Origin of the sequence: Pedobacter immunditicola (assembly GCF_037482985.1) — a bacterium.
Lineage (GTDB): Bacteria > Bacteroidota > Bacteroidia > Sphingobacteriales > Sphingobacteriaceae > Pedobacter > Pedobacter immunditicola.
The window spans coordinates 235,638-262,606 of sequence record NZ_JBBHKC010000005.1; the positions used below are offsets into that span (position 1 = coordinate 235,638).

20 protein-coding genes and 5 tRNA genes are annotated in these 26,969 nt (G+C 40.6%); 19 read left to right on the forward strand and 6 right to left on the reverse strand.

Features of this window, described 5'->3' with window-relative positions; genetic code table 11:
• Positions 1-64: 64 nt before the first annotated feature.
• The 3 genes from WG905_RS10495 to WG905_RS10505 all read left to right on the forward strand — a co-directional run bounded on the left by WG905_RS10495 (position 65) and on the right by WG905_RS10505 (position 5,057).
• The gene (locus WG905_RS10495; RefSeq protein ID WP_339591671.1) at positions 65-565 is read left to right on the forward strand and encodes an Mpo1 family 2-hydroxy fatty acid dioxygenase; all 501 of its coding nucleotides are present in this window, start codon (positions 65-67) and stop codon (positions 563-565) included.
• Between the two features lie 113 nt (positions 566-678).
• Positions 679-3,477, forward strand: coding sequence for a TonB-dependent receptor (locus WG905_RS10500; RefSeq protein WP_339591672.1), 2,799 nt, complete (start codon positions 679-681; stop codon positions 3,475-3,477).
• A 182-nt stretch (positions 3,478-3,659) separates the two neighbouring features.
• Complete coding sequence (locus WG905_RS10505) at positions 3,660-5,057, forward strand: hypothetical protein (RefSeq protein WP_339591673.1); 1,398 nt, start codon at positions 3,660-3,662, stop codon at positions 5,055-5,057.
• A gap of 40 nt (positions 5,058-5,097) precedes the next feature.
• On the opposite strand, the gene WG905_RS10510 is transcribed toward WG905_RS10505, so the two are convergent.
• Entirely contained in the window at positions 5,098-6,312 is a 1,215-nt protein-coding gene (locus WG905_RS10510) for a hypothetical protein (RefSeq protein ID WP_339591674.1), read from the reverse strand.
• A 278-nt stretch (positions 6,313-6,590) separates the two neighbouring features.
• On the opposite strand from WG905_RS10510, the gene WG905_RS10515 reads away from it, so the two are divergent.
• Positions 6,591-7,871: a C40 family peptidase gene (locus tag WG905_RS10515; protein ID WP_339591675.1), complete on the forward strand. Its 1,281-nt coding sequence runs from the start codon at positions 6,591-6,593 to the stop codon at positions 7,869-7,871.
• Between the two features lie 271 nt (positions 7,872-8,142).
• Here the strand turns inward: WG905_RS10515 and WG905_RS10520 are convergent, their stop codons facing one another.
• Entirely contained in the window at positions 8,143-9,894 is a 1,752-nt protein-coding gene (locus WG905_RS10520) for a bifunctional lysophospholipid acyltransferase family protein/GNAT family N-acetyltransferase (RefSeq protein ID WP_339591676.1), read from the reverse strand.
• A gap of 73 nt (positions 9,895-9,967) precedes the next feature.
• Between WG905_RS10520 and WG905_RS10525 the strand changes: the two genes are divergently transcribed.
• The gene (locus WG905_RS10525; RefSeq protein ID WP_339591677.1) at positions 9,968-10,912 is read left to right on the forward strand and encodes a ComEA family DNA-binding protein; all 945 of its coding nucleotides are present in this window, start codon (positions 9,968-9,970) and stop codon (positions 10,910-10,912) included.
• Complete coding sequence (locus WG905_RS10530; RefSeq protein WP_339591678.1) at positions 10,909-11,436, forward strand: adenine phosphoribosyltransferase; 528 nt, start codon at positions 10,909-10,911, stop codon at positions 11,434-11,436. Before WG905_RS10525 ends, WG905_RS10530 begins: the two co-directional genes overlap by 4 nt.
• A 218-nt stretch (positions 11,437-11,654) precedes the next feature.
• Here WG905_RS10530 and WG905_RS10535 read toward each other — a convergent pair whose 3' ends face one another.
• The 3 genes from WG905_RS10535 to WG905_RS10545 form a co-directional block, all read right to left on the reverse strand.
• Positions 11,655-13,091: a SusD/RagB family nutrient-binding outer membrane lipoprotein gene (locus tag WG905_RS10535; RefSeq protein ID WP_339591679.1), complete on the reverse strand. Its 1,437-nt coding sequence runs from the start codon at positions 13,089-13,091 to the stop codon at positions 11,655-11,657.
• 20 nt (positions 13,092-13,111) lie between these two features.
• Positions 13,112-16,237, reverse strand: coding sequence for a SusC/RagA family TonB-linked outer membrane protein (locus tag WG905_RS10540; RefSeq protein WP_339591680.1), 3,126 nt, complete (start codon positions 16,235-16,237; stop codon positions 13,112-13,114).
• Positions 16,238-16,380: 143 nt separating this feature from the next.
• Positions 16,381-18,522, reverse strand: coding sequence for a PAS domain-containing protein (locus WG905_RS10545; protein WP_339591681.1), 2,142 nt, complete (start codon positions 18,520-18,522; stop codon positions 16,381-16,383).
• A 290-nt stretch (positions 18,523-18,812) separates the two neighbouring features.
• On the opposite strand from WG905_RS10545, the gene WG905_RS10550 reads away from it, so the two are divergent.
• Positions 18,813-19,472 (forward strand): serine O-acetyltransferase, encoded by a 660-nt coding sequence (locus WG905_RS10550; RefSeq protein ID WP_339591682.1) that lies wholly within the window; start codon positions 18,813-18,815, stop codon positions 19,470-19,472.
• On the opposite strand, the gene WG905_RS10555 is transcribed toward WG905_RS10550, so the two are convergent.
• On the reverse strand, positions 19,455-20,996 hold the full coding sequence (locus tag WG905_RS10555; protein WP_339591683.1) for a SulP family inorganic anion transporter: 1,542 nt from the start codon (positions 20,994-20,996) through the stop codon (positions 19,455-19,457). The two genes, WG905_RS10550 and WG905_RS10555, sit on opposite strands and share 18 nt — an antisense overlap.
• A gap of 222 nt (positions 20,997-21,218) precedes the next feature.
• On the opposite strand from WG905_RS10555, the gene WG905_RS10560 reads away from it, so the two are divergent.
• The 12 genes from WG905_RS10560 to nusG all read left to right on the forward strand — a co-directional run bounded on the left by WG905_RS10560 (position 21,219) and on the right by nusG (position 26,964).
• Positions 21,219-22,391, forward strand: coding sequence for an acyl-CoA dehydrogenase (locus tag WG905_RS10560; RefSeq protein ID WP_339591684.1), 1,173 nt, complete (start codon positions 21,219-21,221; stop codon positions 22,389-22,391).
• A gap of 186 nt (positions 22,392-22,577) precedes the next feature.
• Complete coding sequence (gene rpsU, locus WG905_RS10565; RefSeq protein ID WP_339591685.1) at positions 22,578-22,772, forward strand: 30S ribosomal protein S21; 195 nt, start codon at positions 22,578-22,580, stop codon at positions 22,770-22,772.
• A 137-nt stretch (positions 22,773-22,909) separates the two neighbouring features.
• A complete protein-coding gene (locus tag WG905_RS10570; protein ID WP_339591686.1) occupies positions 22,910-23,794 on the forward strand; it encodes a tyrosine-type recombinase/integrase in 885 nt (294 codons plus the stop codon).
• A gap of 14 nt (positions 23,795-23,808) precedes the next feature.
• Positions 23,809-24,156, forward strand: coding sequence for a ribosome hibernation-promoting factor, HPF/YfiA family (gene hpf, locus WG905_RS10575; protein ID WP_339591687.1), 348 nt, complete (start codon positions 23,809-23,811; stop codon positions 24,154-24,156).
• A gap of 175 nt (positions 24,157-24,331) precedes the next feature.
• Positions 24,332-24,404: transfer RNA gene (locus WG905_RS10580), tRNA-Thr, on the forward strand.
• A 38-nt stretch (positions 24,405-24,442) separates the two neighbouring features.
• Positions 24,443-24,528: transfer RNA gene (locus tag WG905_RS10585), tRNA-Tyr, on the forward strand.
• Between the two features lie 8 nt (positions 24,529-24,536).
• Positions 24,537-24,609: transfer RNA gene (locus tag WG905_RS10590), tRNA-Gly, on the forward strand.
• A gap of 50 nt (positions 24,610-24,659) precedes the next feature.
• Positions 24,660-24,731, forward strand: a tRNA-Thr gene (locus WG905_RS10595).
• A 120-nt stretch (positions 24,732-24,851) separates the two neighbouring features.
• Complete coding sequence (gene tuf, locus WG905_RS10600; RefSeq protein WP_339591688.1) at positions 24,852-26,039, forward strand: elongation factor Tu; 1,188 nt, start codon at positions 24,852-24,854, stop codon at positions 26,037-26,039.
• 96 nt (positions 26,040-26,135) lie between these two features.
• Positions 26,136-26,206 (forward strand) — tRNA-Trp (locus tag WG905_RS10605).
• Positions 26,207-26,219: 13 nt separating this feature from the next.
• Positions 26,220-26,414, forward strand: a complete 195-nt coding sequence (gene secE / locus WG905_RS10610) for a preprotein translocase subunit SecE (RefSeq protein WP_339591689.1) — start codon at positions 26,220-26,222, stop codon at positions 26,412-26,414.
• A 7-nt stretch (positions 26,415-26,421) separates the two neighbouring features.
• Positions 26,422-26,964 (forward strand): transcription termination/antitermination protein NusG, encoded by a 543-nt coding sequence (gene nusG, locus WG905_RS10615; RefSeq protein ID WP_339591690.1) that lies wholly within the window; start codon positions 26,422-26,424, stop codon positions 26,962-26,964.
• Positions 26,965-26,969: the final 5 nt, after the last annotated feature.

Below are 26,969 nucleotides of genomic sequence, written 5' to 3' on the forward strand. Positions count from 1 at the left end.
TATTAATTTAAAAGCGATAGAATGTCTATCGCTTTTTTTATTTTTACAGTTAATACCTTAAAATATGAAAGCAATACCTAAAAGCGAGTTAGATATCCTTTTTGATAAATACGCTGAAAGTCACCAGGATCCTACTAATAAACTGATCCACTGGATCTGTGTGCCTTTAATCGTATTTAGTATTTTAGGGTTAGTTTGGGCGATCCCCTTCCCGCACCTTGAATTTTTAGGTAAGTATAATGGTTTTGTAAACTGGGCCTCTTTCCTCATTGCCTTTTCCATCTATTATTATTATAGGCTTTCGCCGGTCATGTCCTATTTTATGTTGCTCAGCGTTTTTGTGATGAGCTTTTTTATCGTTCAACTGGAGAAAGTAGAAGCCAGCGGCGGACCAGCTTTATGGGTGGTTTGTGCGGTGATCTTCGTCCTTGCCTGGATAGGTCAATTTATCGGACATAAAATCGAAGGCAAAAAACCATCATTTTTAGATGATGTTAAGTTTTTGTTAATTGGTCCCATTTGGTTAATCCATTTTATATGCAAGAAAATAGGTGTGCGTTACTGAGTTAGAGGGCATTTAACATTGGCTTAACATTATAGTAAACGAAAGTTAATCCTAAGCTAACAACCAGGTAACCTGGCCGTAATACTTTTGTCCTAACTAATTGAAAGGGCAAATTGAAATTACAAATAAGACTTAAAGCAATAATTACCATCATTTGTGTAATTATCAGCGCATCAGTATTCGCGCAAAACACAGGAAAGATTTCCGGAACAGTTTCCGATAAGAAATCCGGTGAAACATTAATTGGAGTAACTGTTAAAATAGCTAACACAACCACCGGTGCATCGACAGATGTGGAAGGTCGGTACATCATTTCAGGTCTGGCTCCAGGTAAATATACTATCCAGGCATCTTATGTTGGGTATTCTACTAAAAACATTACTGAAGTAGAAGTTAAAAGCAACGTAGCTACTACAATGAATGTAGTGATGGAAGAAGCAAATTCCCAAAACCTTAGTGAAGTGGTCATCACTGCTAAAGCAAATAAAGAATCAGTAAACACTTTATATGCAAATCAAAAGACCAGTTTAAATATTTCAAGTGGTATATCTGCTGAGCTTATCAAAAGAAGTCCGGATAAAAATACTTCCGAAGTGTTGAAACGGGTGAGTGGTGCAAGTATCCAGGATAACAAATTTATTGTTGTCAGGGGCTTATCTGATCGTTATAATTCAGCGATGTTGAATAATGCGGTTTTACCAAACACAGAGGTAGATAAAAAAGCTTTTTCTTTTGATATCTTACCTTCAAATATGATTGATGCAATTGTGGTTAACAAAACTGCATCAGCTGATATTCCAGGAGATTTTTCCGGAGGTGTGGTACAGGTAACTACCAAAGACTTTCCTGATTATCCATTTTTGAATTTTTCTCTAGGTACATCCTATAATACGCAATCTACTTTCAAAGATTTCCTTAAAAGTGGCAGCAGAGGAAAAGGGATGTTAGGTTCATACAACAAGAACAGAGAAATACCTGCTGCTTTTCCTTCCAGAACTAATTATTTGAATTCACCAGTCGCAGAAAGGGTTACCTTATCGAAGACCTTTGCCAATAACTGGGGATACAATAAAATTCAATCTGTTTTGGGTCCGAACTTTCAAGGAAACTATGGAACAACGAAACGTTTTAAAGACGACAGCCAGTTTGGTACCGTGTTATCTCTTTCTTACCGTTATGATGAAAGATTAAAAACAAGTGACCAGAAAGCATATACAGGTCAAGCTTTAGGTGAACAATTTAGCGATAATATTTATAGCTATAACACAAATATCGGTGCCCTTGCAAATTTTGCTTACTCATGGGGAACCAATAAAATAGCCTTGAAGAATATTTATAACAAGGTGTTAGAAAATCAATTTACAGAACGTGAAGGTATCGATGAATCAGAATCCAGATTTTATAGAACAGCTGATTATCTTTTACAAAGAACTTTGCTTACCAATCAACTGAGTGGTAATCATATCTTAGATGCCGACAGCAAAATTAAATTAGACTGGAACTTAAATTATGCCAATACCGTAAGGAAAGAACCAGGATTTAAAAGAATGGAATACCAGGCAGATGGTGCAGGTGCTTTTAACCTTGCAAGCATCCCTTCATCTGGTCAGGCAGATCCGCGTTTGGCTGGTAACTTCTCCTCTGAATTAAATGAAAATTTATATGGCGGTGCATTTGATATCACCATTCCTCTTAAATGGTTCCAGGATAACAATAAAATTAAGTTTGGTTACTTTGGCCAATATAGAGAACGTGATTTTGGAGCCCGTGTATTAGGATTTATAAAGAATGGTGATTTTGATAATTCATTAACATCCTTGCCTCAACATCAGATTTTTAATCCGGCTAATATTAGGGAAAATGGATTTGTATTGAACGAAATCACCAACGGTGGTGACCAGTATGATGCCAATTCTTTCTTAAACGCAGGTTATGTGATGTTTGATGGTTACCTGACTGAGAAATTGAGATTAGGTATCGGTGCAAGGTTAGAATCTTACAATCAACAATTAACTAGTGCAGATAATAACTTTTCACCAATTGTTGTAGATACCACTTACACCAATGTGTTGCCATCTGCAAACTTAATTTATAACCTTACAGAAAAAGCAAGTATCCGTTTATCAGGTTCTCAAACTGTGGGAAGACCGGAATTCAGGGAAATTGCTCCATTCAGCTTCTATGATTTTAACAAAAACGTTTCCGTTGTTGGTAATCCTAACCTGAAACAATCAAAAACAACGAATGTTGACTTGGGTTTTGCCATTTATCCTTCTTCAGGCCAGGTGTTTTCGGTATCTGCCTTTTATAAAGATTTTGAGAACCCAATCGAGCAAAGTTTACAGTTGGGTACCTCAGGAAGAACTTTCGGTTACATGAATTCAAAATCTGCTACTTTATATGGTGTGGAAATGGAATTCAGAAGACCTTTGAATTTCATTGCTGAAGAACTGACCAATTTTACTTTCAGTACCAATGCTTCTTATATGAAATCAGAAGTTGATGTTCCCACTACAGTTAACAAAACTGGAAAACGTCCGTTACAAGGACAGTCGCCTTACTTGATTAATGCCGGACTAACGTACAATTCGAAGGATGAGAACTCTACAGGAATAAGTTTATTGTACAATAGAATTGGTAAACGTATCTGGGCAGTTGGTAACGTGCAGGATCCTGATATTTATGAAAATTCCAGAAACGTAGTTGATCTTCAGCTTTCTAAGAAGTTCGCTAAATCAAGGGCAGAAGTAAAATTAAATTATGGTGATATCTTAAATGACAGGGCTATATTTTACCAAAAACCTAAAGGTGCAGATCCTGATGCCGGATTTAATGAGCAAACTGATAACATCAACATTGCCGACCGTTTTGGTTCAACAATCTCTATAGGCTTCTCATATAGCTTTAAATAGTCTTCATATTAAGTTAACATGAATTAAGGAATTCCTTAATTCATGTTTAACATTAAGGTAATAATACTCAAGTACTTTTATATTAAATAATTAGAAGAAAATGCTTGATCTAAAATATGGTTAACGCTCCTATTTAAGGTTGGACAAGCTTCATATTCATAAATAAAAACAAATATATTCTGATGAAAAGAAAATTTAATTTAAGCCTGATAGCCGCAATTTTGGCAGGGACGACAGTGCTAAGCAGCTGTTCAAAAAATGATGATCCAATTATTGATCCGGTAGTACCACCAATTGGAGAAGAATCAAACGCTTCTTTAGCTGATGCTTATTTCGAAAAAGTAGCTTATAGAGGTGCTTTCGGAAACACGGACTGGACAACGGGATGGACAAACTTCGCTCCTAAGACCGCAGTTTATGGTGCAACTACTGAAACTTTAGAAGGTACTATTTCAGCAAACAGAACATTAGATGCTTCAAAAGTATACTTGATTAAAGGATTTGTTTACATCGCTGACGGTGTGACTTTAACTGTTCCAGCAGGAACTGTATTAAGAGGTGACCAGCTTTCAAAAGGTACTTTAGTAGTAACCCGTGGTGCTAAATTAAATGCTGAAGGTACAGCAGCTAAGCCAATTGTATTCACATCAAATAAAGCTGCTGGTGACAGAGCCCCTGGTGATTGGGGAGGTTTAATTCTTTTGGGTAAAGCGCCTAACAATATTCCCGGTGGAACTGGTTTAATTGAGGGTGGTTTAACTGCACCTTTTGGAAATCATGGTGGTACCAATGCAACTGATAATTCAGGTATTTTAAAATATGTACGTGTAGAGTTCCCAGGTATCGCTTTCCAACCAGGTAACGAAATTAATGGTATTACTTTTGGTTCTGTAGGTAGCGGAACTACTGTTGACTATGTACAGGTTTCTTATTGCGGTGATGATTCATACGAGTGGTTTGGTGGTACTGTAAATGCTAAACACTTAGTTTCTATTGCTAACGTTGATGATGTTTTTGACTTTGATCTGGGTTACTCAGGAAAAATTCAATTTGCAGTTGCTCAACGTGATCCTGCATTGTCGGATGGTGCTGGACAGTCTAACGGCATCGAATCTGATAACTCTGGTAGTGATTACACTGTAGGCCCTAGAACTCAGCCTGTGATCTCTAACATGACTATTATTGGTCCGGGAGAAGCAAAAGGTACAAAACATGAAAATGGTAACCTATGGAGAAAAGGTTCTAAAATGGTTCTAGCCAACTCTATCTTCATTAATTCTCCTTATGGAATTGATATCCGTGATAAAGAAACTGGTGATGCATTGACAGACAAAAGCTCTTTAATCAAAAACAACATTTATCAATCTTTCGTTGCAAATAAAGATGTTATTGCTTCAGGAACACCTAACCCTTCATTTGCTAGTGTTGATTTGTTGAAAACCTATTTAACAACTAATAAAAATGAGACTATTAATGAAACAGCAGCAGCTGCATTATTAACTTCTCCATTCACTTTAACTGCAACGCCTAACTTTACTTTAAAAGCAGGATCAGCTGCAGCTACCGGTGCAACTTTTTAAATAATAACAAATAACATAATTTCTTCTTTTGAGGGGCCATCTAATCAGATGGCCCCTTTTTTGGCTGATAAGCATATACTACCTCGTATTTCACATGCTTGTATTTCGAAGCCAGCTGACCAACCCCTAAATTCTCTGCCTGTGGGGTAGGCTCACAAACAGAATAGATCTTGCCCTTATATACAATCGGTTGTCCTATCGGTTTGTCGAACTCTACTGCTATGGTAATATGCGTAGGGTAAAGGAGGGCAATCATCGGCAGGTCATAGATTTCCTTTACCAGGTAAAAGAACAGCGCAGCCCGGTCGTCGCAATCGCTGTATTTGGCAAACAAGGTCTCCTCCGGCGATAAGCGTTTTTCCTTGCCAAAGTTAGCCGCATCATCCTCATATAAAAACGCATAACGGGTAAAGCGCATTAAATAATCGATGCCCTTTTTCTGCTTCATGCCACTTACATTCTTTTTCAGCACGGGAATAAGGGAACTGTAAGTCTCTTTACTCAGGGGGATGTTAAAGTAACTTTCGAAATCTACGATCGGGTAATTGTTGAAGAGCCCCTCAACATCGGAGTTGAGTTTAATATTGAAATGATAGGTTTTCTGACGGTACTCAAACGTGATCATTTTCTCTGCATAATCCTCAGGTTTAAAATCAGGCATCCGGGTCACCTTATAGGAAAATGATTTTTTAGCCTCCTTGATTCCGATCATGCCATAAGGTGGCACCTTATTTAAATCAGCATATGCATAATCATGATGATTCAGGCACATGAACTTTTTGTTTTCAAAGATCAGGTAGGGGATGTCCGAGATGTCTTCATTGTTATAAACATAGAAAATAATCCTGCCATCGGCAATGGTCAGCCGGGCATCGAAGCCCGATTTGACCATCAGGAACCATTTATAAAAAGTATATCTTTCGTAGTTTTCCTTTTTAGGACTGATCTGCTCTGCAGTTTTTCGTACCAGTTGGTAATATAGCCAGTCGTTGAGTTTGTTTTTATCTTTAAAAGCAGTTAAAGAATCTGTGATCGCTGCATACTGGCCTATGTTCGCCTTATCATAGCCGGCTTTAATCTGTTGTTCCGATAGACTGGTAAATGCTGGAACAACTACAGAGGAATCAATATCCAGGTTAAAAGTATGGTTGTAAAACTCAAAGCTGATTTTGAAACCCGTATTTTGCCCGTACGCGCATTCTATGGCGAATAACAAAAATATTGTTCCATATATCCTGAGCAAACGCAACATCATTCGACTGATTTATTAACATAAACTTCATCTTAAATATACATTAAATTAATGTAAAAAGACGTATGGTTTGTTTTCTAGTGTTTTCTATATATCTTCTTGTTAATGGTATAGCGTAAGCCAAAACAAGATTAAAATGAGGGGTAATAATGGACGCGATCAAATGATAAAGGCCGCGCTGATCAAGTGTAAACAATGTATTTTAGCGCTTTCTTTGCAATGGTTGAAATTAAAATTAATTTAGCAATCCATATTTACGATTATAACCTCCACTACTGACCATGTATTTGAAAAAGACCTTTATCTGCTGTTGTTTAATTTTTATGGCCTATGCTGCACAAGCTGCTGTATTACCGGGTAGCCTGATGCTGCAACAACAGGATAGCCTGGTATTGCAAAAAATCAATCGTATTGCGGATGAGGTTGGGAAATCCATTGCGCCAGATAAAAGGACAGTTGTATTTAAGTTTCAACTTAAAGAAGGTAGTCAACAGGAAGGTGAGTTAGAATCAACATCTACTGCTGCTGCTGCTGAAACGTTACAGAAAGCCTTTCAAACTGCAGGCCTTCAGGTCAAGGTTCAGTCAAAGCTGTTGCCTGTAACAGAATTGGGAACCCAAATTTATGGCGTTGTCAGTTTATCTGTGGCCAATAACAGAAAAGTACCCGGTCATTCTGCAGAGTTAGTGACGCAAATGCTGATGGGTACACCGGTAGAGCTTTTGAAAATGGAACGCGGCTACTATTTAGTAAGGTCGCCAGATCAATATATTTCCTGGGTAGATGATGATGCCATCGCTGTGATGGATGCCGCGCAGTTTGACCATTGGAAAAAGGCAAACAAGCTGGTTTATCATGCCGATTATGGTTATTCCTATTCTGCACCGGATGTCAGTTCCTTAAGGGTTTCAGATCTGGTTAAAGGTGATATTTTTAAGGTTCTCGGTAAGGAAAAAGGTTTTTATAAAATTGCCTATCCTGATCAGCGTATTGCTTTTATTCCAGTGAAGGATGCCGTTGAATTTGATCGCTGGATCTCCAGGCCAAATCCTGATGCGACTGCCATCTTAAATACGGCGAAGACTTTAATGGGTGTGCCCTACCTTTGGGGTGGTACTTCCGTAAAAGGAGTGGATTGCAGTGGGTTCACAAAAACCAGTTTTTTCTTAAATGGGATCATCCTTCCGAGGGATGCCTCACAACAGGTTTTGGTTGGAGAAGCTGTGGATATCTATGAATCGGATACGGTGAGCTTGGCCAGGAGTTTGAAAAACCTGCAGCCCGGTGACTTGCTGTTCTTTGCCGCGGCTAAAGGAAAGCAACCCAATCCAAGGATTACCCATGTGGGCATTTATATGAGCAACGGACAATTTATCCAGTCGGCAGGCATGGTCCGCATTAATAGCCTTGATCCTGCAGCTGTAGATTATGACGGGGTGCATGCTCGTAACCTAGTCAGTGCCCGCAGGATGTTAAATGGCATTGGTACACCAGAAATCACCCGTATCGACCAGCATAAGCTGTACAATGCCAAAGTGAACAAGCCTGGCGCTCAAAAATAAAAGCCGCCTAATAATAATAAATGAATCCTGCGCTTAAACAGCAAGTCCGTTGCATTATTAAAATTCAGCGAAATTGCCCGCAAGGAAATTTGCTAATGCATATATTATTAATTATTTCTTTTACGAATTAATAGACATATCATTCACACTTAACCTCAGCTTAACATGGCTGCCTTACATTTGTAGTGTAAAATATTTGGTTAGTATTTACAAGTTTAGGTTTAGTTGAATAAGTAAAAAAGCCCTGATGGATGTCCGGGCTTTTTTATTGTTAAAGGTTTTTTCCAACCTTCTCCAGCATTTCCGCCGGAATATTTTGAGTGTCCACAACCAGGAAACCATCCAGGCAGTCGGAGAACTTAGGATCGATATTAAAACAAATGATTTTTGCATTTAAATTCAGGTACTGTCTGAGCAAAACCGGAATCTTGATATGCGAATTTTCAATGTCTGAGATCAGGCTGTCCAGGCCTTTCAACGTTTCACTGCTCTCCACCAGCAGATCTGTGTCAATAGGCGTTAAATCTGCTTTAAACTTATTCTTTGGCTTCACATAACTCGCCAGCTCGTAATCAAAATGATTTTTAGTGATATAATCTACAATCAACGATTTGGAGAACTTCGAAAAGTTATTACTGATACTTACCGGACCGAACATATAACGGTATTGCGGATTGTCCAAAAGGTATTTTAATATCCCTTTCCACAACAAGAATAAAGGCAATGGTTTTTGCTGGTATTCCTTGCGGATCCATGAACGTCCCAATTCTATCCCGGTTCGAAGAATAGGATAAAAAGGCTCTTTAATTTTGAAAAGTTCTGATAAGTAAAAACCACGCCTGCCCATGGTATCTAAAATCTCATCACCCTTACCAATACGGTAAGCACCTACAATGTTTTGCAAATCCTTATCCCAGATAAAAAGGTGACTGTAATAGATGTCGTAATTATCAAGGTCAATCTTTTTATTGGTGCCTTCACCAACCTCCCTGAAAGTTATTTCGCGAAGCCTGCCAATCTCTCTTAAAATATTGGGGATACTGCTGGTAGGGCAGATGTATACCTCATATTGTTTCTCTGTCCAGACTTTAAAGGTTCCCAATGTGGCCACCTCCGTCACGATTTTCTCACGTGCTGTTTCTTGTATAACTGGTTCAGGTTTTTTCTTGATCTTAAAAAGTGAAATCGGGTTAAAGAGTTTCTTTTCCTGTTCCAGGCCAGTGCCCAGGGCATAAGTGCGGGCACGTAAAAAATCGAGCAGCTTATTGGTATCCTTTTTATAAGAGATATCTTCAATATGAATTGGCCTGCCTATTCTTACTTTGATTTTAAGTCCCTGCTTATTTAAAAATTCTGATGGTAACTTTGCAGTTCTTAGCGTAGGGTGTATAAAACTCAAGATATTAAATAGAACGCCGTTATTGCCATGGAAATAGATAGGTACCACCGGTACTTTCGCTTTGGCAACCAGCTTTCCAACCACAGGATGCCATAAACGATCGGTAATTTCCTGTTTATCCAGACTGAAGGTTGATACTTCCCCTGCAGGAAAAATTCCTATCGGAATTCCCTTTTGCAACAGGTCAAAGGTTGCTTTCAGTCCGCTGATACTCGAACTGTGCTGTACATTCTCGAAAGGGTTCACCGCTACAAAGAATTCTTCGAGATTAGGGATCTTTTTCAGGATGAAATTAACCATCACTTTGGCCTCAGGCCTAACGGTACAGAGCAGCTTTACCAGGGCCAATCCTTCAACACCACCATAAGGGTGATTAGCAATGGCGATGAAGCCACCGGTTTTTGGGATGTTTTTAAGGTCATCCTCATCAAAATCGATGCTTACCCCAATGGTTTCCAATATCTTGTCAACGAATTCCAATCCGTTGAAATGTTTATTCTGAGAGAATACTTTATTGATGTCGTTCAACTTCATCACTTCCATTAACAAGGCTGCCAGACCGGGTACGCCTAACTTATCAATTTTGGTAGCCTTTGCAAATTCAGCAGTGGTTATGATTTCCATTTATGTGATATATATTTCAAATGCCAGCAAAAATAAGCTTTATATTCTTAATAATGGTTAGTACCTTATCGCTATGATAAAAAGGCTGAAGGACTACTTCGATCTCTCTAAAAGAGAATTTAACGGCTTATTGGTCCTGGTTTTTTTGATTATTGGTGTTTTACTTGCTCCCTTAGTTTACCGATGGATGATGCCCTTTAAGCCTGACGAAAGGGAAGCCAGAAAGGCCATTGTGGAACTTGAAAAAGTACTGTCAGCGCAAAAGAATTCATATGCTCACTATGATGCTGCAACTACAGGTTCTGCACCGTATAATAACAACAAAAGCAGCAAAACCTTTGTTAAACGGGCAGCTCCGCGCTTGTTTCCCTTCGACCCTAATACCACAGAACAGGAGGGTTGGCAGGCTTTAGGCTTTTCTGAAAAACAGGCGAAGGTGATCATCAATTATATCGGTAAAGGCGGCACCTTCCGTAAGCCAGAAGACCTACAAAAAATGTTTGTTGTTTCTCCTGCCGCCTATGCGCAGCTAAAACCTTATATAGCGATCAAAACGGTGCAGCAGCCTTCAGTAGAAAGGGTTTATCATGCGCCTTCTTATAAACCTGCAGCAGCCGTCATGATAGAGATTAACGGCGCCGACAGTACAGCGCTTGATCAAATAAGGGGAATTGGTCCTGCATTTGCCCGGAGAATTATAAAGTACCGCGAACGCATAGGCGGTTTTCATAAAAAGGAACAGTTGATGGAAGTTTACGGGCTGGATTCACTAAAATTCAGCGAAATTAAGGACCAGGTAAAAGTCGATGCTACTGCTGTGAAAAAGATCAACATTAACACGGCCAGCATCGAAGATTTTAAAAACCATCCTTATCTCAGGTACAAACAGGTAAATGCGATGATACAATATAGGGTACAACACGGAAATTATGGTAATTTTGCAGACTTAAAAAAGGTTGCCATTTTAACTCCTGAATTGCTGGAGCAACTGGAGCCTTATATTTCATATGCACCATGATTGAAGCTAAGATTAAAATGACTGTCAGAGATGTTATTGATTTTCCCAAACCAGGGATTATTTTCAAAGACATCACCCCTATACTTAAAGATGCACAACTATGTAATGACATTACTGCCGCGCTTGCCGAACAGCTGAAGGGCATCGAAATAGATGTTGTGGCAGGTATTGAAAGCCGTGGTTTCCTGTTTGGGATGTTGCTTGCTCAGGCTTTGAAAGTGCCTTTTATCCCCATCCGCAAATCCGGAAAACTTCCTTTTAAAAAAATACAGCAGCATTATACCCTCGAATACGACAGTGCTGTTCTGGAGATGCATGAGGATGCTTTGCAACCCGGACAGAAAGTGTTGATCCATGATGATCTTTTGGCTACAGGGGGCACCGTGGTTGCTGCAGCTAAATTAATTTCCCAGCTTCAGGGCGAAGTGGCTGGCTGCTCTTTTATCATTGCTTTAGATTTTTTAAATGGCAAAGACAGGCTCGCAGCATATACCCCGCAAACTTTTTCCCTCGCTTCTTATTAAATAAATCGTCCTTTAGCTTTGCATAAGCAATCATACCGCAGTCCGGTATGATAATACAATCACCCAACTGAAAATTAATGGTTATTAGGGCGTTGGCAGGGGGTTGCTAGGGCCTTGCCAGGGCCTACTTAGGGCCAATAGCCCTACCAACGCCCTGTCAATACCCCGCCAACGCTGTACCTACGCTTAATAAAATCTTGTTTCACTGTCAGCGCTCACTAATTCACATCAAACCACAGTTTTGTGGTCAGCAAATCCGGACCCTGGTTCGCTACCGCTGCCTGGTAACCTTCAGGATTCAGCGACTGTTCAGTGCCAGGGTAGATAAACCGCTTGGGCAACTGGCCGTTCAGGGCACCGGCTACCGCCGGACGCAGTTCAGGGTAATCTAACCTTCTCCATTCTGCAAAAGCTTCCAGGCCCTGGCCAAACAAGGCGATCCATTTTTGATCCCCTATAGATTTTTTATAGTTCAGGGCATCATACTGTACCGCCGTGCTCGATAAATAGTTTGCTATATCGGTAGCAGCTATGCCATATTGCAGCAAGGAAGCTTCTACTGCCTGCCTGTATAAATCTGCTGCATTCTCCGTGGTAAATCCCCTGGCTGCCGCTTCCGCACGGCCAAACAATACTTCTGCATAGGTCATGATCACGGCAGGGGCCTGCGGCAACCTGAAATAGGCGCCAGGTTTTGAGGTTCTGGCTAAGCCCAGATTGGCGGCATCGCCTGTGAGTAAGCCATTGGGTACACCGGTATACAGTTGTGTAGCTGCTGCTTTATCTGCATATATGGCCAGCCTGGGGTCGTTTAAAGCACTTAGCCTATCTACAATTGTGTTACTGACCCGGTGGTCATCACGGGTTTCGAAAATCCGGCTGACCGGGTTTTCATTTGGCGATGTTTTGTAAACCAGTTGCGCGTTTTCTGTATTTGAACTGATATAGCCTGCACCTTCTGTCTGTATCGTTGAAATCACTGTTCTGCTCAGTTCAGGTTCGCGGTCTGCAATGCGCAGGGCAATTCTGAGGCGTAATGAATTGGCGAATTTTTTCCAGGAGGCGATGGAATTTCCGTAGATGATATCACCCTGAATAGCCGCCCCTGCAGGGTCAAGTGCAGCCTGTGCCGCCGAAAGGTCATTCAACAAACCAAGGTAAACTTCTCTCTGGCTATCATACTTCGGCGATATATAGTTTTCAATATCTCCGGCCTGCGAATAGGGAATGTCGCCATAGGCATCTGTTTCCAGGCAAAATATCCATGAACGCAATACCAAGGCTACACCTTTATAATTGGTGTTGCCTTCGGCATCAGCAATTTTGATCAGCTGGTTCAGGTTAACCACACCTTTGCTATAACCAATGGTCCATAAATCCTGGAAACTGGTATTCGTCAGAATATACCTGTCGGCATCTGTATATTGTATGGCTGCCCAGTGCTGTATAAAAAGTAAGCTGGAATTCATGTTATTGGCGGTTCCCCAATAAGTATCTGCGCTGTTCTTAATCGCGGCTGTTAACAGGAATTCCGGTTGTGGTGTTTCCGAAGCATTGGGATTGATATTGGTTTCATCCAATGACTTTTTGCAGGACGTGATGCTGAGCAGCAGGAAGCCTGAAATCAATAAAGTGATGTAGGTCGTTTTCATCATGATAGAGTTGTTCATGGGGATTAAAATCTGAAGTTCAGGTTGAAACCGATATTACGTACACTCGGAAGGCTCAGGTCTTCCAGACCTTGTCCGTTGCCGGTATTAAAGGCGGTTTCCGGATCTATATTGGGCACATCTTTATGAATGATGAGCAGGTTTCGGCCTACCAGGGATACCGTGGCACTTTGCATGCCTAGCGTTTTGATCCATTGTGCCGGCAGGTTATAGCCCAGCCTGACCTCCCTGAGTTTAACATAGGTTGCACTGTAAACAAAAGCCTCATCGGCATTGGTGATGGCTTTATAGTAAGATTCTGCCGGTAAAATGGTGGTGTTGGGTGTGCCATCGGCCAAAACGCCATCGAAAATTATCCCATCGTCCCGGGTGTCGCCATTGGCTGCGGTATAAGTGATGCCCCCATTTTCTGCACCACGACCGGGTAGGGTTGTGGCCAATACCCCTGTATAAGTTCCTGTATTGTTGGTGCCTGAGAATATTTGTCCGCCCACATGTGCATCAACCAATACACTTAAGTTGAAGTCTTTATACCTGAAACTATTGGTGATGCCACCTAGCCAGTCTGGCGTATACTTTCCAAGGATTTTTTTTGTCGGACTAATTGCAGGGGTTCCATCTGCTTCCACGATAATGTCTCCGGCAGCATTCCTTTCAAAGGCCGTTCCAAAGAGGCTACCATAGGGTTCTCCCACAGTTGCTAAAACCTGTACCGTACCAGAAGTTCCCAATACATAACTTTGCACATCCTGGTAAAGTGATTTCACTTCGCTGCGGTTTCTTGAATAGTTTACATCAATGTCCCAGGTAAAATCTGCAGTTTTAACCGGCGTAAAGCTCAACATGGTTTCAAGCCCCTTGTTATTAATGGTTCCCCCATTGACCAGCTTCCTGCTGAAACCTGTTGCCGCACTCACATCAAGGCCAAGGATCTGGTTGATACTGTTGGTATTGTATAGTCCGAAATCAAGGCGGATACGGTTATCAAAGAAACCCAGTTCTACACCCACTTCGGTCGACTTGGTTGTTTCTGGCTTAAGATCTGGATTCAGTTCTGTGGAGTTTAAGCTCTGTTGCGGGTTATTGTCGAATGGCGCTGTAAAATCATAGGTGTTCAGCAGCTGGTAGGGTGTGGCATCTTTACCTACTTTAGACCACCCCCCACGAACTTTCGCATAGGTCAATACCTCGCTTTGCAGGTCGAAGGCTTCGCTGAGAATGAAACTCGCGTTTACAGAAGGATAAAAATAGGAGCGGTTAGCAGCGGGTAAAGTAGATGACCAGTCATTTCTGGCGGTCAGGTTTAAATAAGCGTAACGCCTGAATCCTATTTGTGCCGAGCTGAATACACTGTATACTTTTTGTTTATTATAAAAATTGGAAGAAATCAAAGGATCCTGAGAATTGCTTAAGGTATATAAGCCACTAACAGCCAGTCTGTTTGCCTTTTGGTTATTGTTTTCTAAAGTGCTGGTCCTGATGTTACCGCCTAACAGGATATCAAAGTTAAAATCCTCATTGAATTGTTTGGTAAAATCCAGTCGGGCTTCGGTATTATTTTCATTAAAGGTATAAGCATCCTCTTCGTAAGAGCCAAAGGGTGTACCGTTGGTGCCATAGGCTACCCTGATTTTTCTGCGGTCCGTATAATAATCATTTCCTGTTCTGAAGTTTGCGGATAAGCCTTCTATGATTTTATAGTTCAATTCTACATTTCCAATCAGGCGGTTGCGCACCTGGCCTACCGTATTTTCGTAAGCCACAAAATAGGGATTGCTATAATAACTGTTATTCCAGTTGATGTTGTTCCCTTCTGCATCTTGATAGGTTTTTAGCTGGTTTACATCTACCTGTCTCCCAAACCATGTAAATTGAAGCATGGTGCTGGTTGCTCTTCTACCACCAGCACCTGGAAGGTTATCGGCACTGCTGTTCACATAATTGGCCATGGCATTAACGGTCAATGCAGGGGTTATTCTATAAGTACCATTGAGCAGGAAGGTGTTTTTCGATTGTGAGGAATTGGGTATCACGCCTGTCTGATCAAAGTTGTTATAAGATAAACGCAGGTCATGTTTTTCTCCTGAGCCTGCGATCGCAATCCCATTATTAAGGCTGCGGCCGGTATTGAAGAAATCGCGTACATTATCCGGGTAGGCCACAAAAGGCACCGGCACACCATTTGAATTAAACTGCGGTATCAAACGACCATCTAACCTTGGTCCCCAACTCTCATCCACACCATCATTGATGCCGCCACCTTTACCGTCCACGTAGCTGAATTCGCCATTGGCGCCCTGGCCGAAAGAATTCTGATAGTCAGGCAAGGTCAGTAAATTTGAAAATGAGGTATTGGAAGTCACCGTAATACCTAGCCCTGTGGCGCCTTTCCCTTTTTTTGTTGTAATTAAAACAACGCCTGCCGCGGCCCTGGAGCCATAAAGCGCAGCAGCATTGGGGCCTTTTAATACACTCATGGATTCGATATCTTCTGAGTTGATATCGGCAATGGTATTGGCAAAATCCCTGGAACCTCCGGTACCTAAATTTTGGGTATTGTCTACAGGTACGCCATCGATCACAAACAAAGGCTGGTTATTGCCGGAGATGGAAGTCTCTCCGCGGATGATGATCCTGGAAGAGCCCATGTCTCCCTGGCTGTTGGTCACATTCACACCGGCCACTTTTCCTGACAAAGCATTCACCAGATTGCCTTCTTTGGCCTGGCTGAGGTCTTCACCTTTTAACTCTTGTACGGCATAACCCAGAGATTTCTTTTCCTTGTTGATGTTTAAGGCGGTAACTACCACCTCATTGAGGGCGTTGGAAGCCTCTTCCAGCTGGATCGTTAAGTTTTTTGTTGCTGCTGTTACCGGAATTTCCTGCGTAGAAAATCCAATAAAAGCCACACTGAGCATATCGCCGGGTTTGGCATTGATGCTGAACTTGCCATCGTTATCTGTTTGTGTACCTGTGCTGGTGCCCTTGATGTAAATGCTTACGCCGGGAAGGCTGAGTCCGGTGGATTTCTCGGTGACCACGCCGGAGATGTTTACGGTCTGTGCTGCAATAGGCTGCAGGATGAAAAGGGATAGAGATAACCCTATAACATATTTGTAAATGTTTTTCATGAAAACCTGGCTTAATTAATATTAATTAGTTCCAAATCATCAGACCGCTACAAGGGGGATCCCTCTTTTTTCTATTTTGATAAAAAGCTCGGCCTGTTCATTGGCAAAGCTAGGGATAATCTAGTAATCTTATAGATTATTATTTACTTTAATGTTTCTGTCTTCTTGATGATGTCTTTGACGATGTTGTCCAGTTGAATGGCAGAGTGGGTGAGGTGCGACAAGAGTTCCATTTTTGACAAGTCCTGTTCATCATAGGTCAGGAGCTCGGCGAGGCCTAAAATCCTGGATAGGGGTGCCCGCACTACATGGCATTGTGTCCAGGTGATGTCACTTAATTTTTGGTTTTTTGCTTCAATTTCCCGGATGTAATCATTTCTTTCTGTAATGTCCTGTATAGCACCAATCATTCTGACCGGTTCCCCAGTGTCGTCATACATTAAATAGCCGCGGTCCAGCACAAATTTATAAGTGCCATCGGCCGTACGGAATCGATACTCTATATTGATGCGTGGGATTCTATTGCCGATATGTTGGTTAATGCTGAACGATACGTCATCCCGATCATCTGGATGAATTACGTTTAACCAGGCATCAACGGTATGAAGGCTATCTTCCTCGTAACCAAAAATTGACTTGATGCCATCATTCCAGGTTAATGAATCATTAACGGTATTCCAGTCATAAATCACATCGCTGGTCGCTTTGGTCACAATGTTAAAGCGCTCATTACTTATCTTAGTTGCACTTTCTGCTTCCAGGCGCTCGGTCACATCCACGGCAACAACAAGACCGGCTTTTTTGCTGCCAAAAAGAATGGTGTTAACCGAAATGTCTACATAAATAAGTTCACCTGATTTTTTAAGGTGCCTGGCAGTCGTGCGGTATAAGGAAGACTCATTAAGCCTCTCTTGAAGCATTTCTTCAAATTTCCCAACATCTTCTGCGGGCCTGATCTCTCTCAGCGTCATTGATAAAAATTCTTCCCTGCTATAACCATAATTTTCAATGGCTGCCTTGTTCACATCCAGGAACTTTAAGGTTTCATTGTCATACACCCAATTTGGCAGGGGGTTTAAATCAAACAATAACTGGTATTTTTCTTTGGCTTCCTGAAGTTCTCTCTGTGTTTTTACATTTTCGGTCACATCCTGGAAATAGATGGACAGGCCCTCATTAGTAGGGTAGGCAGTGAGTTCTAACCAGATCGAAAGCGGGGCATAATATTCTTTATAGCGAACGGTAATTTTCCCCGACATTGCTTTATGGTTCTCTTTATAGAACTTAAGCGGTACGGCTAAAGGAAACATTTCCCATAGGTTTTTTCCAAGTATTTCTTCGCGTCGGATACCGATGATCCGTTCCGCTTCTTTGTTCCAGGAGGTTATCATCCAGTTGTTATCTACGGAATAGACCCCATCAGTAATACTTTCCAGAATATTTGAAATGCGCTGATTGTATTCCAGTAATTTTATTTCAGCTTCCTTTACGGCTGTAAGGTCCTTGGCGATGATATAAATCCCGACAATCTCTCCTTTAACGAGGATAGGAACAGAGGTGATGTTAAGTATACGACGGTTGCCTGCAGCGGTGATCACTTGGGTGTCGTAATTTTTCACCTCACCACTAATGGACAGCTTAAATTTTTCTAAAACCATGTCCATGTCTTCCGGTGCGATAAAAGACACAAATCTGGATTGTAGTAAAAATTCCGGTGTACACTCTGCCAGTTCAGGAAGTACCTTATTAAAACTGATAAACGTTCCCTCAAGGTCTACTGTGAAAACCGCATCTGGGTAATCATTAAACAAAGGATGTGAAATCTTCTTTTTATGAAGCACCTTATTGGCGAAACTGTAATGTTCTTTCTTGATGGCAACTTTTTCAGTAATATCAAGCGGATTAAACACCAGGTACATCACCTCCTGCTGTTCGTTTAATATGGGGTAGACATCGGTATTCCAGAAACGTTGTTCGAACTTAGCTGAATCTTTACTTTTAATATCGTAACGGTACAGGGAAATTTTGTGTGCCTCTTTGTTCAGTATAGCATAATCAAAGGAACCAGCCACATCTGGTCTATTTTGTAATTTATCTTCTGCGGGGTTTGCAGGAAACACTTCAAAAAACCTTTTACCAGTTATATCTTCCAGCCTGGAATTGGCAGCCCGTAAAAAAGCCTCGTTTGCATAAACAATCGTAAAGTGTGGCGCATCCGCATGCATGACCAGACTGCTTGTTGGAGACGAATTAAATACGGATTTGATCTGTTCTGTAGTCAACATGTGGTAATTTGGAGATGTGCAAGTCCTGTTTATCTATTTTTAACAATTTTTGTTCCAACAGTGACTGTAAAATAAAGTTATAAAGGTTTTTCTTATTTCCTAATTTAAATTAAGCAGGCCATGCTTCGCAAGCTAGTCTTTTGAGTAATCAGGCAATTATTCTGAAATATAATTTAATGTGCTGCGGCGATATTATTTTTAATAATGTGTACAAATAAATCTAAATCGTTGAATTTTGGTTAGAATAATTACTAATAGTTTATTTAAATTTACCATAAAGATATGGGCTTATGGAATTAGAAATGCTAGCGTACGAAATACCACTAAAAAAGACGGTGGAATATAAAGTGATATCAAACAAGACTGATTACCTGAATTTCCTGGAAGCAGACAGGATAGCTTTGGGTAGAAACAAAATGACTTTGAAATGCAGGATAAAGGATATGATCTATCCCGACTATATCTGGAGGTTCCAGCGTTTGTTAAGAAAAATGGAATATTACAAAAATACTAAACGTAAAAATCCATTGTTAAAGGTTAACTATTACCTGCTTAAGATCAAATTTTTGAAGCTTTCGCTTAAATTGGGTTTTACCATTCCGGAGAATGTTTTTGGACCTGGTTTAGCCATCGTTCATTATGGTACCATCGTCGTCAATGGAAATTCAAAGATAGGCGCTAATTGCAGGATCCATGCGTGTACAAATATAGGTGAATCCGGGGGGGTGTTTGGCGCTCCACATATAGGCAATAACGTTTACATTGGGCCGGGTGCAAAGATCTATGGGAAAATTTCTATAGCAAGCAATACCGCTATTGCAGCAAATGCTTGTGTGGGCAAAACTTTTACAGCAGAAAATATGCTTTTGGGAGGGATACCGGCAAGGGCTTTAAAAGAGATTAATATTAAACGAATTATTAAACACCTTGAATCAATGAGCATTGTTTGAGGCCACATAATACACCGGGTCTTCTACAATATTAACATCAATCACCTCAGCAGCGTTTTTAAGTAAGGTTCGGCAGTCATTGCTTAAATGTTGCAGATGAAGTTTCTTTCCGGCTTTTTTATAACGTTCGGTGAGCTTGTTCAGGGCGTCAATGGCAGACATGTCTGTTACTTTGCAGTCTTTGAAGTCAATGATCACATCATCGGGATCATTGGCCACATCAAATTTTTCATGAAAGGCAGCAACTGAACCGAAAAACAAAGGGCCATAGATTTCATAATGCTTGGTGCCTTTTTCATCTACATATTTTTTCGCCCTTATGCGTTTGGCGCTTTCCCAGGCAAATACCAGGGCAGAAATGATCACGCCTATCAGCACTGCCAGGGCAAGGTTATGCAGTACTATTGTAATGAGGGCTACCAGGATGCCTACAAACACATCTTGTTTGGGCATTTTGTTGAAGATCCTAAAACTGGCCCATTCAAAAGTGCCTATAGCTACCATGATCATCACGCCGGTTAAGGCTGCCATGGGCACAAGGCCAATAACTGGTGCACCAAAAAGAATAATCATTAAAATGGTCAAAGAAGCAACGATAGCTGACAGTCTGGCTCTTGCACCAGCCGACAAATTGACTAGGGTTTGAGCAATCATAGGGCATCCACCCATACCAAAGAAAAAGCCATTGAGTATATTGGCGCTTCCCTGCGCCAGGCACTCCCTGTTGCTGTTTCCCTTGCTGGCTGTAATTTCATCCACCAGGTTTAAGGTCAGCAATCCTTCTGTTAAACCTACGGAAGCCATGATTAGTGCATAAGGAAATATAATCTTTAAGGTTTCCAGCGTCCAGTTGATGTCCGGGATATGAAAAGGAGGGAAGCCGCCACTTACCGATGCAATGTCACTTACTGTTTTTGTTTCAATGCCAAATCCTAAAACGATCAGGTAGACGACTACAATTGCAGCCAGCGAGGGAGGGACCGCTTTGGTGAACCTGGGCAAAAATACAATGATGGCAATGGTTAAAGCCACCAGGCCAGCCATAATATATAAGGTTTCTCCTGCAAGCCATGTGGTCTGCCCATTGACGACGGTTTTAAATTGTTCCAGTTGTGCGACGAAAATGATAACGGCTAATCCGTTGACAAATCCATACATGACCGGCTGCGGCACCAGACGGATGAATTTCCCCAGTTTAAACAATCCTACTGAAATCTGTAATACACCGGCGAGGGCAATGGCCGCAAAAACGTATTCAATTCCATGGGAATTCATCAAAGCAATGAGCACGATGACCGTTGCGCCCGCACCTCCTGATATCAGTCCCGGCCTTCCACCAAAAATAGCTGTAACAAGTCCCATAATAAATGCGGCATATAAACCTGCAAGGGGAGGAAAGCCCGCCAGGATGGCGAAAGATAACGACTCAGGCATCATGGTCATTGCCACTGTTAAGCCCGCCAGAATTTCAGTTTTGTAATTTATTTTTTGCGAAAAATCAAAAAAGGGCTTGGATAGGAACATATAATTACAAATTAAATAAATTCTTAGGGATTTCGCCGCTGATGACGCAATTAATAAAAATGTTGATGTTTTTTTTAAAGATTTTTTTTCCTTGTTTCCCCGCTCTGAATTAAGCGCTTAAGGTTATTGAACTGAATACTATTTTGTTCTGATTTTGAAAGAATATTCTTCGTATAAATGTGTAAATTTAATGATTATACTTGTTCAAATACATGAAATAAAATGCACGAAACGCTGGAAAATTCTGTTGGATATAGTTTTAATGTTTCTGAAAATCAATTGATGATCAGGAGTATGGTTAAAGATTTTGCGGAGAAAAATATTCGACCCCATGTTATGGAATGGGATGAATCTCAATATTTCCCCGTAGAGGTATTTAAAAAGCTTGGTGAACTTGGCTTAATGGGTGTGCTTGTGCCTGAAGAATATGGGGGTTCTGGTTTCGGCTACCAGGAATATGTGGATGTGATTGTGGAGGTGGCTAAGGTATGTGGCTCCATCGGTCTTTCAGTTGCAGCACATAATTCTTTATGTACCGGTCATATCCTCACTTTTGGCAATGAAGCGCAAAAACAAAAATGGCTGCCTAAACTAGCATCTGCCGAATGGATTGGTGCCTGGGGGTTAACGGAAGCCAACACGGGGTCTGATGCTTTAAGAATGATGACTACCGCAAAGCTGGAGGGAGATGAATATGTAATTAATGGGGCAAAGAACTGGATCACCCATGGTAAATCTGGTGATATTGCCGTGGTGATGGTGCGTACAGGGAAAACTGGACATTCTAATGGAATTTCGGCCATTGTTGTGGAGCGTGGCACGCCAGGTTTCTTTGCAGGCAAGAAAGAAAATAAGCTGGGTATGCGCGCTTCTGAAACGACAGAAATGATATTTGATAATTGCAGGGTGCCGAAAGAAAATCTGCTGGGTGTGGAAGGCGAAGGCTTTAAGCAGGCAATGAAAGTCTTGGATGGGGGAAGGATCTCTATTGCAGCTTTGGCTTTGGGAATTGCCAAAGGTGCTTACGAAGCAGCCCTTGCCTATTCGAAGGAACGCCAGCAGTTTGGTCAGCCTATTTCTAGTTTCCAGGGCATTAGTTTTAAGCTTGCTGATATGGCCACTGAAATTGAAGCGGCCGATTTATTGATCAGGCAGGCTGCGGATAAAAAGAACAGGGGGCTTAAGATGACAAAAGAATCTGCTATGGCGAAATATTTTGCTTCAGAGGTTTGTGTGCGTGCGGCTACGGAAGCCGTTCAAATCTTTGGCGGTTACGGTTATACAAAAGATTTTCCGGTTGAAAAATATTATCGTGACAGCAAGTTATGTACGATTGGAGAAGGAACTTCAGAAATTCAGAAGATAGTTATTGCAAGAGAAGTATTAAATACATAACTTGGATTTTTCAAATACATAAAATAGCATATTCTAACCAAATATAAAAATAGAAAAACCGGAAAACTCAAATGTTTTTTTCGGTTTTTTCTTTCTCGTCGTATTTTAGTACTATCTGATTGATAATTAAAATATTTGTACTACCTTTGCAATCCTAAAAACAACGAGAGGAGGTATTTTAACGTTATGATTATTATTAATATTAAAGACGGCGAATCACTTGATAAGGCGCTTAAGCGTTTCAAGAAGAAATTCGAAAAAACAGGAGTTTTAAGAGAACTTCGTAGCCGACAAGCATACGAGAAAAAATCTATTACTCGTCGTACATTAGTGAAACACGCTATTTACAAACAGAACATGCAACTTGAAGGAGCGGTTTAATCTCTTTTAGTTTCTAACATAGAAGCGCTGACGTTAATTTGTCAGCGCTTTTTTTGTGTCATAATATTTTTATAAATTGAGTTTGTAAAGTATCTTTTTGTATATTCACTTTATAAGTTTTACCATTAGCACTACACATGGTTATAGAAACATTTTTATCTTACTTATCTCACGAAAAACGTTATTCTCCTCATACAATTATATCGTATCAAAATGACCTGCGCCAGTTTAACGACTACCTGAAGTCAACTTATGAATTGGAGTTGCTCGAGGCAAAATATGTGCAGATCAGGGATTATATTGTTTTTTTAATGAGCAATGATATCGGTGCGAATTCTGTAGGGAGAAAAATGTCCTCGCTGAGAAGTTTTTATAAATATAACCAGCGGCAGGGGCTCATTGCTTCAAACCCTTTGGCACAAATCAAAAGTCCGAAAGCCGCCAAACCCTTACCTGTATTTATCGATGACCAGAAGCTGGATCAATTACTGGATTCTGAGCTGCTTTTTAATGGTAGCTTTGCTTCACAGCGTGACAAGGTGCTCCTGGAAGTGTTATTTGGAACAGGAATGCGCATGGCGGAATTAATGGCACTTAAAGATAGTGATGTAAACTTCTATGAAGGTACGGTAAAGGTGATGGGTAAAGGTGGGAAGCAAAGAATTATTCCTTTGCCTAATCCTTTGAATTTAATGTTAAAGGAATTTATTCATTTGAAATCTTTACAAAATTTCGACAACAAAAGTGAGGCCTTAATCGTTAACAATACAGGCAACAATGCTACACGTACATTTATTTACAGTACGGTGAAAAGTTATTTGACGTACATATCCACACAGGAGAAACGGAGTCCGCATGTTTTAAGGCATTCTTATGCGACGAGCTTACTCAACCGGGGTGCAGACTTAAATGCAATTAAAGAGTTGCTTGGTCACGCCAGTCTGGCTTCTACGGAAGTTTACACCCACAATTCCATAGAAAGATTAAAAACAATTTATAAACAGGCCCATCCAAAGGCATAAAAAAGGAGGACAACATGAAAATTACAGTTCAATCGATCCATTTCAATGCAGACAAGAAATTATTAGAGTTTATACAAAAGAAAGTAGATAAACTGGACCAGTTCTTCGATCAGATCATCAGTGGAGAAGTATACTTAAAGCTGGAGAATGTAGATGACGAGGCTAATAAGATCAGTGAGATAAAATTAATAGTGCCTGGTATGACATTGTTTGCAAAAGAGCAGTGTAAGACATTTGAAGAGGCGACGGATTTGGCAATAGAATCCTTGAGAAAGCAAATAACCAAACATAAAGATAAGACCAGAACAAAATTAAGTGAACATAAAGAAATTTTAAGTTCCAACGAAGTGTCTGATTATTAGACATATATTTCATGGTTTTTTAAAGAATGAATTGACGGCCTGAAAACCGTCAATTTTTTTTTCAAATAATTTTGGATAGAACAGATATTCTTGTAGATTTGCATTCCCGAATCGGAAGAGGCATTAAGCATTTAACCAGAGGGAAATGTTCTGTGAAAGTTTAAATTTTAAATAAGCCTCCTTAGCTCAGCTGGTAGAGCAACTGACTTGTAATCAGTAGGTCATTGGTTCGATCCCGATAGGAGGCTCTTTTTACTCAGCGATAACGTTGGCAGTGGAAAGAAATGGGGGGATACCAGAGTGGCCAAATGGGACAGACTGTAACTCTGTTGTCGCAAGACTTCGAAGGTTCGAATCCTTCTCCCCCCACCATTAAAGAAGCGGAAGTAGCTCAGTTGGTAGAGCGATAGCCTTCCAAGCTATAGGTCGCGAGTTCGAACCTCGTCTTCCGCTCTGAAAAAAAAGTCGGGCAGTCGGCTAAAATGGATTGCAAGCTGAGATTAGCCGAAGTAGCTCAGCGGTAGAGCACTTCCTTGGTAAGGAAGAGGTCGTGGGTTCAAGTCCCATCTTTGGCTCATAAATTAAGAACTTTGTGAAGTCTGTAATGATAACAGAGGGAACAAGGTTTTTTGTATTGAATAATATCAAAACAACAAATAAAAATAAAAAGTTAACCTACTAATAAGTATAAAAACATGGCAAAAGAAAAGTTTGACCGCAGTAAGCCGCACTTAAACATCGGCACAATCGGTCACGTTGACCACGGTAAAACAACCTTAACAGCAGCTATCACTAAAGTGTTATCTGATGCAGGTTTATCTGAGGCGCGTTCATTTGATTCTATTGACTCGGCTCCTGAGGAAAAAGAAAGAGGTATCACTATTAATACATCACACGTTGAGTATTCAACAGCTAACCGTCACTATGCTCACGTTGACTGTCCAGGTCACGCGGATTATGTGAAAAACATGGTTACTGGTGCTGCACAAATGGATGGAGCTATCATCGTTGTAGCTGCTACAGATGGTCCAATGCCACAAACTCGTGAGCACATTCTATTGGCTCGTCAGGTTGGTGTTCCTTCATTAGTTGTATTCATGAATAAAGTGGATATGGTTGATGATCCTGAATTACTTGAATTAGTAGAGATGGAGATTCGTGAATTATTATCATTCTATGAATTCCCTGGTGATGACATTCCTGTTATTCAAGGTTCTGCTTTAGGTGGTTTGAACGGTGATCCGAAATGGGTTGGAAAAATCATGGAATTAATGGATGCTGTAGATAACTATATCCCAATTCCTCCACGTTTAACTGAACTTCCATTCTTAATGCCTGTTGAAGATGTATTCTCGATCACTGGTCGTGGTACTGTTGCAACTGGTCGTATTGAGCGTGGTGTAATCAACTCTGGAGATCCTGTTGAGATCCTGGGTATGGGTGCTGAAAATCTTAAATCAACTGTTACAGGTGTTGAGATGTTCCGTAAGATCCTTGATTATGGTGAAGCTGGTGATAACGTAGGTCTATTGTTACGTGGTATTGAGAAAACTGATATCCGTCGTGGTATGGTTATCTGTAAACCAGGTTCTGTAACGCCTCACACTGATTTCAAAGCTGAGATCTATGTATTGTCGAAAGCAGAAGGTGGACGTCACACTCCATTCTTTAATAAATACCGTCCTCAATTCTATTTCCGTACCACAGATGTTACTGGTGAGATTTCACTAGCTGAAGGAACTGAAATGGTTATGCCAGGTGATAACGTTACGATCACTGTTAAATTGATCAACGCAATCGCAATGGAAAAAGGTCTTCGTTTCGCTATCCGTGAAGGTGGTAGAACCGTAGGTGCTGGTCAGGTAACTGAAATTTTAAAATAATATTTAGTACCTTTGTACAAAATATAATATAAAGCTTAGTACTTAGAAACGGCTGAATAAAGCTACACTTCTAAGTACTAAGTCTTTTAAATACTAACGGGAATAGTTCAACGGTAGAATAGAGGTCTCCAAAACCTTTGATCAGGGTTCGAATCCTTGTTCCCGTGCAAATACTAAGATATGGCTAAGGTAGTTCAATTTTTTAAAGAATCATATGAAGAAATGACCCAAAAGGTTACCTGGCCTGCATGGGCAGATTTGTTAAATTCTGCGGTGTTGGTTCTAGTAGCTTCATTAATCATTGCAATAATCATTTTTGCAATGGATAAGGGATCAACTTTTGTATTAGATACTTTTTATAAATCACTTATATAATAGCTAAATGGACGATCAGTTAAAGTGGTATGTAGTTAGGGCTGTTAGCGGGAAAGAGAAGAAGGTTAAACAGTATATCGATTCTGAAATTAGTCGTTTAGGTTTTTCACATCTTGTTCCTCAGGTATTGATCCCAATGGAGAAATACTACCAGATGAAAGATGGCAAGAAAATTGCTAAAGAACGTAACTTCTATCCTGGTTATGTTTTAATAGAAGCACAGCTTGACGGAGAATTAGAACACATTATTAAAGGTATTAATAGTGTGATCGGTTTTCTGGGAGATAAAGGTGGTAATCCGGTACCTATGCGTCAGGCAGAGGTTAACCGCATTTTAGGTAAAGTTGATGAGATGAGCCAGCAAGGTGAAACCATGAATATTGCTTACTATGTTGGCGAAAACGTTAAAGTGATGGATGGACCATTTAATGGTTTTACCGGCGTGATCGAAGAAGTAAACGAAGAGAAAAAGAAATTGAAAGTTATGGTGAAGATCTTTGGTCGTAAGAGTCCTCTGGAACTAAACTATATGCAAGTAGAAAAAGAATAGAATAA